We start from the raw sequence: 12,441 nt of genomic DNA, 5'->3' as shown, positions 1-12,441 counted from the left end.
GTTGTCGTGATCGTATTCCGAGAGGCGATGCCGTTCGGGGTGCACGAGAATCCGGGGCATTACGATAACCTCGATTACGACAACGACAACGACAACGACAACGACAACGACGCTAAGCGCATTCTCTCATGGACTTGCTTAACTTATTAGTGAACCGTTCCTTGGGGAGTCAGCCATGGCAATACGCATCAAGAGTCATTGGTCGAATGCCGGGACCGAACGGGCGCTGCCCGAGATCGCCGGGGCCCTGGCCTTCATCGCCTGGCGCATCGCCTTGGACAAGGCCATCAACCTGCACTGCGAGCGCTTCGTTTACCGCGACGACGCCCAGCGCCTGGGCGTGATTCAGGAGTATCTGGCGTTCCTGATCCAGGTGGCCGACCGCCTCGCCCACGCCCAACCGGCCACCGCCGACGAGGCGCCGGACGGCGCCGCGGGGGAGCCGGCGCCGACGTCGGACCGCGAGGCGCGGCGCCGCCTACTGATCACCGCGCTGGCCCGCAAGCTGATCGAGCACGTTGCGGACAACAGCGCGGACCTGCTGGGCCCCGGCGACTATGGTCAGGCGTTCATCACCTTGCTCAACCAGCGCTCCGGTGAATACGCACACTACCAACTCGACGCGCAGGGGCCGAGCTATGCCTTCCTGCGCCACCTGGGGTACGAGGTCCAAGGCCTGATGGGCGGGGGCCAGGAGAACCGCTGGGTGATCGATCAGGTCATGGACCGCGACGGCTGGGACGCCTATCGCTCCTTCGCCAAGGCGTTCCGGGATCTGTTCGAGTAAGCTGGAGCCGGGGCGTCCCGCCCCGTGACCTTCGCCGTCGCCGCCGCTGGACCGGTCTGACAGGCGGCACACCAGTAGGTCGAGCGGGGATAGCGCCCGAGCAGGTCGCGCCGAATGGACCCGCCGCAGCGCAGGCAGGGCCGGGCGGCGCGCCCATAGACCCAGAGCGGACCGCGGCCATCATCGGGCCAGCGGGTACGGCGCCGCCCCCCGTGCAGATTTTCGTTGAGTAAAGACCCCGCGATGCTGTACAGTTGCGTCATGTCTTCAGATGACAGGTCGTCAAGCCGCAGCAGTGGCGAATAGCGGCCGATGAACAGCACTTCAGACTTGTAGACGTTGCCGATGCCGGCCGCGACCCGCTGATTCAGCAACAGGTCCACCACCGGCGTGTCACCCGCGAGCAGGTCCCGGGCGCGCTCCCACAGGGGCTCGGGTTGCACCAGTTCACGGATCAGGTCAGGCCCCAGGCGGTGGTGCTGGTCCAGTGCCTGAAACCCCAGGGTCCACATCAGTTCCACCTCGCGAGCGTTGAAGCAGACGTACACCCGATCTTCCAGTTCCAGCACCAGTGACGCCTGGCCCGGCGGCTTCTGCCAGGGCTCATCCCGCCCATAGTGGTGCCAAGCGCCATAGAGCCCCAGGTGGCTGCGCAGGCGGTGACCATCGTCCAGGTCGATATAGAGGTGTTTACCATGGCTGGTGACACACTGGACCCGACACCCGCCCAGTTGCGGCAGGGTCTGCCGCGGCACCCGGACCGCCGTCAACTGACGCCCGGTGAGCCACCGGCCCAGCATCACGGCCAGGGTGTGAATCGTATCTCCCTCAGGCATGGGGCGACGCCGGCCGATGGGGCGCGAGGCCCGAATGCGACGGGGCTTGCAGAGCAATCCGATTGAAATTTTTCACTGACATCCGTTCACCAACCATTGAGTTTTTTCCCCCGCGCCATCACCAATTGGCCGGGCGTCGCCCCCGCGGCGAGCGTCCCGATGATCCGCGTTCAGCAGCCGCCGGGCGAGGCCCGGCCGGGGCGCGGCCAATGGCGAAACCCACCCCCACCCATTGCGGCGGCACGCCCGCCGCACCAATCCGGCGGTCCGGCCGCGGCAATTACCCGTTCCACCCCCGGTATAACACCATCCACCAGACAATGAAGTCTCGGAGCATTCACCCATGCCGATAAAGATCAGCGGCGACACCCTGGCCCTGGATAAGGCGATCTGCCGACAGATCGAAAACGAGGCCAAGAAACTCGCCCTGCGTTTCCCGGATGAGCAGATCGACGCCTTGGCGCGCATCAACGAAGAATTCGACCCCCTGTATGGTCACCGGGTGCGCTGTGAGCTACGCGCCAACCTGGGCCAGGGCCGCCAACTCCTGGTGCGGGATGCCCGCAAGGACGCGGCTGAGGCGATCACCGAGGTCTTTGGGGCCGCCAAGCGCAGCATGCGCCGACTCCGGCGTCGTCTGGTACCCGTGCCCGCACCGGGGATGGCGAGCATCGGCGTAGTCTAGCCGCAGGCCCCCTGAGAGCGATATGGGAGCGCTGAGCACCCGTTCGGCGCACACGCCGACCGCAACGGCTGCGCCAGCGCTGGCCCTGATCCCGGCACCGCGATGCAAGGGCGCCCGCAGGCCCCCACCGCCCCCTCAGCGGTGCACGAAAAAGGGGTGCCCCTCATGCATCAGCACGGCCCCGTCCACCCTGATCCGCTCGACCGTCAAGCCCTCACGGGTCTTGGCCCCCTCAGCATACTTGAGTCCGTTGATCAGGACGAAGCGGCGGTCCGGCTGCGCGTCATAAACGTGCACGCTCATCACGAACTTGGGCAGGGCGGCCTCCTGCTCATGAGTCAGGCGCAGTTGGGTGGCCGGGTCCCCGGCGTCGGCCGGCGCCCCAGGCGGCCGGGGCGTCGGCGGGACCACCGGCAGGTCCCCTCCTTTCTGCGCGCCCTTCTCCTTTGCCTTGTCCTTGCCCGGGCCGCCCTGGACCTGATGCTTGAAGTCTTCGATCTCGGCGATCAGGTCCGCCGGCACCGGGGTCGGGCCTGGCTCCTCCCGAAGTGTCGGCAGCGGCGCCGGCTCGGAGTCCGGCACTACGACCCCATCGGACTCGAGTTGGCGCTCGAGTTCCAGCTGCAATTGGGCCGCCGGGTCGTCCGGCGGCGCGGGTTGGGACTCCGCCAGGTCCGGCACGGGAACCGCGGGAGTTGGGGGGACCGCGGGGACCGGGGGCGCGACGCGGGCCTGGGCCTTGGGCGGCGGGGCCTCGACCAGGGGCGCGCCGGCCGACCCCGGAGCGAGGGCGCCGACTGGCACTGAGCCCTCCTCGCCCGGCGTCGTCGCCAGGCGCGGGGCCGCCGCCGGGATCCCGGGCGCCGTCGGCGCTGACCGCGGGTCGCGGTCGCCCGGGTCCGCCAGGGGGCCGACCACGGGGTCGGGGCCGACGCCCGCCGAGGGCGCGCTAAGCACCCCCGGGGCGGTCAGACGCTTAGCAATAGACGGCGGCGACAGCGGCACCGGTGCGGGCGCCACCGGGACCGCGCCCGCCTGACCAGCCGCGGCGGTGCCCGGGGCCGCCGCGCGCGGGCCTTCCGGCGTGCGCAGGGCGGCATAGAGTGCGATCAGCACCGCGACGGCCGCCAGGACCACCGGCGCCACCGCCCAGGGCCCGCGCCGCGGCGCGTCCGCCGGGCCTGCGGCCACCAGTGCGGCACCCTCCAGGGTCGGCACGCGCCCGAGTTCGCGCTGCGCCTGCGATCGTCTCAGGGCCTCCAGGATGTAGCTCATGGCAGGCCGGCACCGGTCGCCGGGACCCTGGGGAGCGCGGCGGCGCCCTGGGCGGCGGCCTCCGCGGCCAGGGTTGGGGTCATCAGGTGAGGCATGTCCGGCAAGGCCACGGCATTCTCAAGCTGGACCAAGGTGCGCGGCCCGGCGATGCCATCCGGCGCCAACCCGCGCGCGGCCTGGAACCGGCGCAGGCCAGCCGTCAGGGCCGCGTCGAACCGGCCCGATCCGTTGTCGGTCAGCCCGCTTGCCGGGACCTCGGCGAGCAGCCGCCGCAGCCAGCGGATGGACTCCTCGGCGGCCCCCGGTCCGATCGTCGAGGTCCCGGTGGGGGGAGGCTGCCAGACCACCGTGTAGTCGCCGGTCCAGAGGGCATCGATCCCGGCGAGGGGAACGCGCTCGCTGCCGTCCGGCAGGTCAAAGATCGCGTGAGACTCATCGAGCGCCCCGAGCACCGCATAGCGGCGGTCGCCGCCCGCATCCTTCACCCGCAGCAGGACGGGCCGGTCATAGAAGCGCACATGGCTGAGCTTACCCTGCTCGCGTTCGCAGCGCAGCCCCAGCACGGCCAGCCGGCGGCAGGGATCACCCGACCCCAGGTCCTGGATCGTAATGCCCCACCGGCGCAGCAGCACGCGCAGGGCGGTCTCCTCCGGCAGGCCCAAGGCGTCCGCCACGGCGGTATCCGTACTGCCCGCCAGGGACACGCGCGGCAGCGCTCGGGAGTCGCCCCCGGGCGGCGTCGGGATGGACCCCGGCGGGGGCACGACCGGGAGCGCGGTCGCGCCCGGCGCCGCGCCCACCAGGCCGGCGGCGGTCGGCGCCGCCGCGGCCGCCAAAGCGATGGCGGCCCCGGCAGGGACTGACGCCGCAATCCCGGCGGGCCCCGCCGACGCAGCCGCGGTGTCGGACGGGTCCGCGGCGTCGGCGACCCGCACCGGCGGCGCACCCGCACCGGGTCGCCCCGGCGCGGACTCCGGGCCGGGGCCCACCCCCGACGGCGAGGTCCCCAGCCAACCGGCGATCAGGTCCAGCGGGTCCCCCTGCACCCGGCCGTAGATCAACCACGCCGCCGTCAGCAGCAGCGCCAGGGCCGCCGCGGCCGCGATGGCGGGACGCGCCGCGGGCGGGGGCGCGGTCCTGACCCCCTCGCCGCGCACCTCGCCGGCGGCACGCACCACCACCCGCGTGGTCACCTGGTTGGCGCCGGTGACACAGGCCCCGAGCAGGGCGCGATCACACAGGATATTGATCACCCGCGGCACCCCGCCGGAGACCTGATGGATGCGCCGCAGCGCGCCCGCCGTGAACAAGGGGCGATCCACCCCGGCCACCGCCACCCGGTGACGGATGTAGGCGGCGGTCTCCGCGGCGCTCAGCGGACGCAGGTGGAAGCGGGCGGTGATGCGCTGGTTGAGCTGGCGCAGACTTTCGCGCTCCAGCATCCGCCGCAGTTCCGGCTGACCGATCAGGAAGATCTGGAGCAGCTTGGCCTTGGTGGTCTCCAGGTTGGTCAGCAGCCGCACCTGCTCCATGACCTTGGGGCGCAGGTTCTGCGCCTCGTCGATCATCAGCACCGGACGCCGCCCCGCGGCGTGGGCGGCCAGCAGATAGTCGTTCAGGCCGTCGACCAACCGCTTGATCGAGTGCTCACCCGCCGGGACCGGGACGCGGAACTCGTCGCAGATCGCGCGCAGGAGTTCATCCGCGGTCAGGGCCGGATTGACGATCAGGGCCACGTCCACCGCGTCCGGCAACTGCTCCAGGAAGGCGCGGCAGACGGTGGTCTTGCCGGTCCCCACTTCGCCGGTCAACAGCACGAAGCCGCCGTGTTCACCGGCGCCGTACAACAGATGGGCCAGGGCCTCCCGGTGCTGTTCGCTGAGGAACAGGTAGTGGGGGTCCGGGGCGATGGAAAAGCTCGGCTCCTTGAGTCCGAAATACTTGGGATACACGATAACGCCCTGAGACTGAATAAGGCTGCGTGAAAAGGCTGGGTCGTGCGGCGGGCCGACAGGACCCGCGGCGCGCGCGGGCAGCGCAGCGGGTGAGCCTTGCAGACCCGTCAGGGTAGTGAAGGGCCGCCCCAGCGTCAAGGACCGTCGGCCGGCTGGAGCGACCAGGCAACCCCCGGAGATTCAGACGGCTGCGTGCTGAGCCGACCAGTGGTTGCGCGGCCCGGGACGCTACAAGGGCCAAGCGGGCGACCACCCGCGCAGATAAGACCGTTGGCCCACAGCAAAACACCCCGCCGCAGCGGGGTTCGGTGAGGTCAGCCCCAGCACTCCACGCGGGACGGCGCTTTCGCCCCGTCCCGAACGTTTATTGCCTTGCGGACCGCTGATACGAGCCGGCAGGTCCGGAAAAATCGTTTCGGACGGGGCGAATGCCCCGTCCGGCAGTGGCAAAGGGCACGTTCAGGGTTGCGGCAGGACCGGTTTCAGATGCGGCATCCCGCCGTCGTCGATGTCGAAGTCCGGGTCGAACAGCGTCTGGCCCTGGGCGCCCAGATACTCCGGCTGCGCCTTGAGCCATTCGCTCATCTTCTGCTCTTTGGCATAGGCGAGCAGCCGGGCCTCCAGGTCGCGCACCACCTTCGGGTTCTGCTCGGCCAGATTGGTCTTCTCACCCGGGTCGGCGCTGAGGTCAAACAGTTCAGTCTTGCCCGGCAGCAGCGCGACTTTCACCAGCTTCCACTGGCCCTTGATGACCGAGCCGCGAAAGGCCTCGACGTTCACCAGGATGTCGTCGTGGGGCGAGGCCTGGCCGGTGGCGACGGTGGCCCAGATGTCCTTACCATCGAGCGGCTTGTCGGCTGGATTGGCGGGGGCGCCGGCCAGTGCCAAGGCGGTAGGCATCACATCGACCATGTGCAGGGGTTCATCGACGACCCGCGGCTGGAGCCGGGCCGGCCAGTTGAAGATGGTCGGGACCCGCACCCCGCCTTCATACAGGCTGCCCTTGCCGCCGCGCAGTGCGCCGTTGCTGGCCGGCAGCACGTCCTGGGTGACACCGCTCGCCGCGCGCTCGGCCGGGGAATGCGCGCCGCTGGCCACCACCGCGCTGCGGGGTCCGCCGTTATCGCTGGAGAAGATGATCAGGGTGTTGTCGCGCATCCCGCGGTCATCCAATGCCTTGATGATCCGCCCCACCTGTTCGTCCAGCGAGGAGATCATGGCGGCATAGGTACGGCGCGTCGGGTCCGCGATGCTGTCGGCATAGCGATCCTCCCCGGCCTTGGGTGCCTGATAGGGCGCGTGCGGGGCGAGCGAGGCGAAATACAGGAAGAACGGCTGGTCCTTCGACTGCTGCTCGATGATCTTGACCGCCTCATTGCCGATGAGATCCAGGTAATAGCCCTCCTCGTCGATGAATTGGCCGTCGCGCTGCCAGTCGATGATGCCGGAGCGCTGGTGGGTGAAGTAGTCGACCTCGCCGACCGTATTGCCGTAGAAGTGATCGAAGCCGCGGTTCTGCGGCCAGAATTTCATATCGGCATGGCCCAAATGCCACTTGCCGACCATATAGGTCGCATAGCCGGCTGCTTTGAGCGCCTGCGGCAGGGTCCGCTCGTCGGTGGGCAGGCCATAGCGGTGGTTGGGGAAGATCACCAGCGTCTGGAGGCCCTGGCGCATCGGATAGCGGCCCGTCATCAGGGCCGCGCGCGCCGGGGTACAGACCGGCATGCCGTGGAAATTTTCCAGCCGCACCCCGTCGCGGGCGAGCGCGTCGATATTCGGGGTCCTGATGTCGCTGCCGCGATAGCCCAGGTCGGCATTGCCCAGGTCATCGGCCAGGATGACGATGATATTCGGTTTGGCCGCGACGGCGGTCAACGGCTCGGTCGGGGCGGCCTGACCGATCGGCACCGCGGTCAGACAGAGACAAAAAAGGGATAAGAACGCAAGGGAACGCGGCGTCATGGGCGGGTTGCTCCGGTGATGCAAAGATTCGGCGAGGGAATAAATATCGGGCGTCAGCCAACGTCTACCGCGCACCGATGTCACGCCCATTCAGGGCTCAAGTCCTTACGACGAACGATGACCCAGGGGCTTGCCCTGAGCTGATATGTCGAGCGCCGTTAGGCCAAAGACCTATTTCACGGCCTTTTTCGCCGACCCCTGGGCACCATAGGACGGCTGTTTGACCGCTCCCTTGTCCACCACACCACCGGCCGCGCGTTTGGCGGTGTCCTTGGCGGCCTCGGCGGGCGAGCAGCGACCGCCGACCCCGACGGTCGCCTTGGCCGCGGCGCCCTTGGCGGCTTTTTGTGCGGTGCAATCGGGGTCCAGTACACCGGCACCAGCGATTGCGGCGGCGCCCAACAGTGTCAACACCAGTGCAGTGGTCGAAGCGGGTTTCTGAATGCTCATGGCTTGGTCCTCGGGTTATTGATAGCGGGTCGTCGGTCGGCTGGCCGCGGTGGCGGCTCGGGCCGCAACCCGCCGTCGCCAATGCAGGATTGAAGTGTTCAAAACTGACAGACCAACTTCAGCCAGACATAATCCCCTTTCAAGCGGTTGCTCACGTCCAATTCCGGCAGCCAGCGCAGCTCCGCGACGAAGGTCTTGGTGCCGCGCGGCAGGACGTAGCTGAGCACCGGGCCGATACCGGCGGTGCGGCCCTGGAAATCGCCGAGCCGCGCGCCCTGCCCGCTGTCGGCGGTCACCTGATCCAGGTAGAAGGCCTCGGCACCGATCCCAAGGAAGCCGGCCCCAACCGGCAGCAATTGCTGGATACTGCCGTCCAGGTGCAGGGTGGAACCGCTGCGATAACGGGTATCGGGATTCTCGGTGTTCAGGCTGAGTCCCAGATAGAGCGCGGCATTGAACCCATTCTTGTCGTTGTTGTAGGAGACGCCCAGCGTTGGGTCAAAGGTCCAGTAGTTCAGTCCCGGGTTGGCCAGCCGTCCCTTGCGGTACTCGCCGGTGGGGGCATAGACCGGGAGCGTGGCGCTGACCTGCCAGAACCCCGTCTCCCAGGCCAGCATGACGGGGATCAGTGTCAGGTCGCCGATCCCGGCGGCGCGGTCGCGGCGCCGCACCGTGCCCAGCGGGGTATCGAGTTGCGCCTCGACCGTGGCCCAGACATAGGGCAGATAGGCACCGAGGCTGTAGTGGGCGCCAAGCGGGGTCTGCGCAAAGGTGTAGAGACCGCCGAGCAGGAGGGCGTCGCTACTGGCGCTAAGCCCGGCGGCCAGGGTCCCGGCGATGGGGATTGCCCGGGACGCCGCGGCACTGCCCTCGTAATGCAGGTAGATCGGCTCCACGACCCAACCGGGCTTGGTCGGCGGCCGGTCGATCAGGGTCGCCATGCCGCCCGGCAGATAATGGCCGACCCCGCCCTCCGCGGCGAGCGCCGCCCCCGGGCATCCCAGGGCGAGTATCAGGGCGAGCGCCCACGGCGGGGCGATGCCTGGTCGGACGTGCGGCGGGTGATTCGCCATCTTGAAGTATCTCCGGTCCTGCCTAATTTGCCTGCTGCATCTTCAGCAGTTGCGATTGGATGCCCTCGATGGTCTTGCCGAACTGGGCGGAGAGACCGACCTGCCGGATGGGGAAATCCTTGAAGCTCGCGAAGTGCTGCTCGACGACGCCGACCATGGGTGTCAACACCCAGGCCTTGTGCTCGGCGTATTGGCGATTCAGATCGCCCCATTGACGCTCAAAGGGGTCCATCAGCAGGTTGTCGATCACCGGGCGCCCCAGGTTCTGGAGCGGGTCGTCCCAGTGGCCGTTGAGCTTAGCCGAGAAGGTGACCTTGAACTGGTTGTAACGGATCGCGGTCAGCGTGCTCTCGTCATAATAGAAGACGAAGTTGCGCGCCGACTTGTCGCTCTGGCCGCTGAACAAAGCGCTCTGGTCGAAGCCGTCCAGATGCACCTTGTAGCTGCGCTCCCCGTAGGTCGCGCCATCCTTGAGCCGATCCACCGCGCCTGGCTCGCCCGCGGCGGCGGCAAGCGTCGGCAGCAGGTCGGTCATGTCGACGATCTCGCCGCTCACCCGCCCAGCGGGCGACCCCGGCCAGCGCATCAGGAAGGGCACGCGCACGCCGCCTTCCCAGGTGGTGCCCTTGTCGCCGCGGAACGGTGAGGTACCGCCCTCGGGCCACATATACTGGTAGGCACCGTTGTCGCTGGTGTAGATGACGATGGTGTTCTTCGCGAGTCCCGTCTCGTCGAGCTTGGCGAGCAATTGCCCGACATGCCCGTCGTGTTCTTTCAGTCCTTGACCGTAGACATCCTCGCGACCGGCGCGGGACTGCCCCTGGGATTCGGGCTTCAAGTGAATGAAGACGTGCTGACGGGTGCTGTTGTGCCACAGGAAGAATGGCTTGCCGTCCTGGGCGCGATGCTCCAGAAAGGCGACCGACTTGGCGGCCACCTCGTCGTCGAAGGTCTTCATGCGCTCGATGGTGAGCGGCCCCTCGTCCGCTGCAGGCCCACCGGCGGTGCAGGAGACGATGCCGCGCGGGTTGAATTTAGATGCAAACGCGGGATCGGTAGGCCGATCCGGGTCCTCCAGGTCTTCATTGGCGTTCAGGTGATAGAGGTTACCCCAGAACTCATCGAAGCCATGGCGGCAGGGCAGGTGCTCGTCCAGGTCGCCCAGGTGGTTCTTGCCGAACTGGGCCGTCGCATAGCCGCGGGTCTTGAGGATCTCGGCCAGTGTGATGTCCTCGGCCTTGAGCCCGGCGGGGGAGCCCGGGGTGCCGACCGTCGTCAACCCGGTACGCACCGGCAACTGACCGGTGATGAAGGCCGCCCGCCCTGCCGTGCAGCTCGGCTGCGCGTAGAAGGCGCCCAGCCGCAGCCCCTCGCGCCCGATGCGGTCGATGTTGGGTGTGGCCACGCCCATGATGTCGGCGCCGTAGGACGAGACATTCATCCAGCCGATGTCGTCGCCCATGATGACGAGGATGTTGGGCTTGGCCGGTGTCGATGCGGATGCCGCCGCCGCGGCCGGCGTTGCGGCAAGGCCGGGCAGGTGGATCAGCAGCGCCGCGGCGGCGAGCAGGCCGAGCAGGGATCGCTTCATGGGTTGGACTCCGGATTGGGTCGTTACATTGGGAATAGGAGCTTGACGGTCAGGTTCACGGACCACTCGGGAACCACCGTGGCGTTCGCAAAATTGTACTCATAGCTACCGCTGAACTGCACCGGCAATGCATTGAACTTATGCAGCTTGGAGACCTTGACTCCCAGCGGGAGGTTGCTCCAGACGCCCTGATTCCAGTCGTAGGTGATGTTCATCTCGGACGCGCCGATGGACCACTTGTGCGGGAGTGAATAGTTGAGAATCGGCTGAAGGATACTGAGCTTGACCTCATCGCGCCGGCCATTGCCGGCAAAGGAGAACAGGTTCTGGTTGAACAGGCCCCACATGAACGACGGCTGGCGGGCGACGAAGCCAAGCGCCGGACCGGCAGCCCACTTCTGCGCACCCAGGGCGCTGTCCGTAGCGGTGGGCAGGAGCAGGACCGGGCCGACGCCCCAGCGGCCCCAGGACTGATTGAACACGATCAGGTCGAACAGCACCGAGTCGCCGAGGCCGGTCTTGCCCGATGGGCTCAGGGTGGCGTAGGGGATGGTAGCGCGGGCAATGTGGCTCAGCGCCCCGGTCGTGAACGGCACCACCGGGCGCAGCAGCACCGTGTTGCCACTCTCGTCGTGCAGGTTGTAGTAGTTGCCCGAGTAGATGTTTTGGATCTGTACCGCCATCAGCGAGGCGGTGGGGTCGTTGGCGGCCTGGTCCAGGGCCTGGTTGGTGGGGACGGTGGCGGCGGCGCCCGCCCCCGCCACGGTAGTCAAGATAAGAAGACCCATGCCAGTACGCGGCGGAATCGACGGATTGCACATGAAAATCAGCCTGCTCGGATTCGCATTCGGTTGGGGCTGGTCTTCGCAGCCGCGGTCTGTCATCCAAGCACAACACTTAGACGGAGGAGCACCCGCGCTCGGGCGAATAGTGTTAGAACTTGACAGTCACTCTAGGGTAATCGTCCTCCGGCGTCTATGCACTTTCCGCAACCAGAGGAACCCCGTCACCCCCGCCCTGGCCCGCCTCGGACGAGGCGGGCCAGCCGCTGGCCGCCGCTGATCCCGGCGCGACTATTTCTTCGTGACGACGACGTCGGTGCGCCGATTGCGCGCGCGCCCTTCCTCGGTGTCGTTAGTGGCGATGGGGAACTGCTCCCCGTAGCCCTCCGCCGCCAGGCGCGACGGGGCGACGCCGAGCGCGACGAGCTCGCCCTTGGCACTGTCAGCACGCTCTTGCGACAGTTTCAGGTTGTAGGCGTCGTCGGCCTTGCTGTCGGTGTGGCCGGCGATCTTCATCTCCAGGGTCGGGTAGCACTTCATGATCTCGGCGATATTCTTGAGCTGGGCGCGCGAGGACGGTTTGAGTGCGGCCGAATCGGTTTCAAATTCCATCCGATCGAAGGAGAAACTGGTGTTCGGGCCGATGACCGAGGTCTTGTCGTCGAGGAACGCGATCAGCATCGACTCGACGCCGTTCACGCCGACCTCGAGCAGTTGGCCGGAACAGATGGTCTGTTTGACCAGCACCGCCCCGGCGGGACCGGGTGTCGGTGCGGGTGCCGGAGCCCGGGCGGCGACTGCCGCCGGCGGCGCTGTCGTGGCCGCGACCGGCGCAACGCTCGTCCCGGGAGCCGACTTGGCCTGGTGCGCGAGCCACCAGACGGACCCGACGCCGAGCGCGATCATCCCCAGCACCGGGGCTATCCACTTCCACGCACCCCCGTCCGCGTCCGCCGCGCCGCCGGCCGCCGCGGCACCATAGGCCCCCGGGGCCGCCGCGCCGCGGGCCGCCGGGGCCGCCGCACCATAGGCACCCGGGGCC

The 12,441-nt window shown here is 68.0% G+C and carries 11 protein-coding genes; 2 read left to right on the top strand and 9 right to left on the bottom strand.

Annotation, left to right across the window (positions count from 1 at the left end; all coding sequences use genetic code 11):
• The first annotated feature begins 175 nt into the window (after positions 1 to 175).
• A complete protein-coding gene (locus QZY48_RS12390) occupies positions 176 to 787 on the top strand; it encodes a hypothetical protein (protein ID WP_295431167.1) in 612 nt (203 codons plus the stop codon).
• Here QZY48_RS12390 and QZY48_RS12385 read toward each other — a convergent pair.
• Entirely contained in the window at positions 745 to 1,623 is an 879-nt protein-coding gene (locus tag QZY48_RS12385) for a DNA-formamidopyrimidine glycosylase family protein (protein WP_295431166.1), read from the bottom strand. The two genes, QZY48_RS12390 and QZY48_RS12385, sit on opposite strands and share 43 nt — an antisense overlap.
• Positions 1,624 to 1,966: 343 nt before the next feature.
• Here QZY48_RS12385 and QZY48_RS12380 point away from each other — a divergent pair, with 343 nt between their 5' ends.
• The gene (locus tag QZY48_RS12380; RefSeq protein WP_295431165.1) at positions 1,967 to 2,308 is read left to right on the top strand and encodes an HPF/RaiA family ribosome-associated protein; all 342 of its coding nucleotides are present in this window, start codon (positions 1,967 to 1,969) and stop codon (positions 2,306 to 2,308) included.
• A 135-nt stretch (positions 2,309 to 2,443) separates the two neighbouring features.
• Here QZY48_RS12380 and QZY48_RS12375 read toward each other — a convergent pair whose 3' ends face one another.
• The 8 genes from QZY48_RS12375 to QZY48_RS12340 all read right to left on the bottom strand — a co-directional run.
• A complete protein-coding gene (locus QZY48_RS12375; RefSeq protein ID WP_295431164.1) occupies positions 2,444 to 3,583 on the bottom strand; it encodes a general secretion pathway protein GspB in 1,140 nt (379 codons plus the stop codon).
• Positions 3,580 to 5,535, bottom strand: coding sequence for an AAA family ATPase (locus QZY48_RS12370; RefSeq protein ID WP_295431163.1), 1,956 nt, complete (start codon positions 5,533 to 5,535; stop codon positions 3,580 to 3,582). The genes QZY48_RS12375 and QZY48_RS12370 overlap by 4 nt, the downstream gene beginning before the upstream one ends.
• 462 nt (positions 5,536 to 5,997) lie before the next feature.
• Entirely contained in the window at positions 5,998 to 7,503 is a 1,506-nt protein-coding gene (locus QZY48_RS12365) for an arylsulfatase (protein WP_295431162.1), read from the bottom strand.
• Between the two features lie 171 nt (positions 7,504 to 7,674).
• Entirely contained in the window at positions 7,675 to 7,953 is a 279-nt protein-coding gene (locus tag QZY48_RS12360) for a hypothetical protein (protein WP_295431161.1), read from the bottom strand.
• 98 nt (positions 7,954 to 8,051) lie between these two features.
• Positions 8,052 to 9,026: a transporter gene (locus tag QZY48_RS12355; RefSeq protein ID WP_295431160.1), complete on the bottom strand. Its 975-nt coding sequence runs from the start codon at positions 9,024 to 9,026 to the stop codon at positions 8,052 to 8,054.
• Between the two features lie 22 nt (positions 9,027 to 9,048).
• Complete coding sequence (locus tag QZY48_RS12350) at positions 9,049 to 10,617, bottom strand: arylsulfatase (RefSeq protein WP_295431159.1); 1,569 nt, start codon at positions 10,615 to 10,617, stop codon at positions 9,049 to 9,051.
• A 23-nt stretch (positions 10,618 to 10,640) separates the two neighbouring features.
• Positions 10,641 to 11,405, bottom strand: coding sequence for a hypothetical protein (locus tag QZY48_RS12345; protein ID WP_295431158.1), 765 nt, complete (start codon positions 11,403 to 11,405; stop codon positions 10,641 to 10,643).
• A 285-nt stretch (positions 11,406 to 11,690) separates the two neighbouring features.
• Positions 11,691 to 12,441: OmpA family protein (locus QZY48_RS12340; RefSeq protein ID WP_295431157.1), on the bottom strand; the 751-nt coding region annotated here is incomplete at its 5' end.

This window comes from uncultured Thiodictyon sp., assembly GCF_903828115.1.
Lineage (GTDB): Bacteria > Pseudomonadota > Gammaproteobacteria > Chromatiales > Chromatiaceae > Thiodictyon.
Note: the sequence above shows the minus strand (reverse complement) of the source record. Positions and strands in the feature narration are given on the sequence as shown.

Excerpts from the sequence above, each read along its gene's own strand:
- QZY48_RS12355 (WP_295431160.1), bottom strand. The coding sequence starts at position 9,026 with ATGGCGAATCACCCGCCGCACGTCCGACCAGGCATCGCCCCGCCGTGG.
- QZY48_RS12360 (WP_295431161.1), bottom strand. The coding sequence starts at position 7,953 with ATGAGCATTCAGAAACCCGCTTCGACCACTGCACTGGTGTTGACACTG.
- QZY48_RS12365 (WP_295431162.1), bottom strand. The coding sequence starts at position 7,503 with ATGACGCCGCGTTCCCTTGCGTTCTTATCCCTTTTTTGTCTCTGTCTG.
- QZY48_RS12375 (WP_295431164.1), bottom strand. The coding sequence starts at position 3,583 with ATGAGCTACATCCTGGAGGCCCTGAGACGATCGCAGGCGCAGCGCGAA.
- QZY48_RS12390 (WP_295431167.1), top strand. The coding sequence starts at position 176 with ATGGCAATACGCATCAAGAGTCATTGGTCGAATGCCGGGACCGAACGG.
- QZY48_RS12385 (WP_295431166.1), bottom strand. The coding sequence starts at position 1,623 with ATGCCTGAGGGAGATACGATTCACACCCTGGCCGTGATGCTGGGCCGG.
- QZY48_RS12380 (WP_295431165.1), top strand. The coding sequence starts at position 1,967 with ATGCCGATAAAGATCAGCGGCGACACCCTGGCCCTGGATAAGGCGATC.
- QZY48_RS12350 (WP_295431159.1), bottom strand. The coding sequence starts at position 10,617 with ATGAAGCGATCCCTGCTCGGCCTGCTCGCCGCCGCGGCGCTGCTGATC.
- QZY48_RS12345 (WP_295431158.1), bottom strand. The coding sequence starts at position 11,405 with ATGGGTCTTCTTATCTTGACTACCGTGGCGGGGGCGGGCGCCGCCGCC.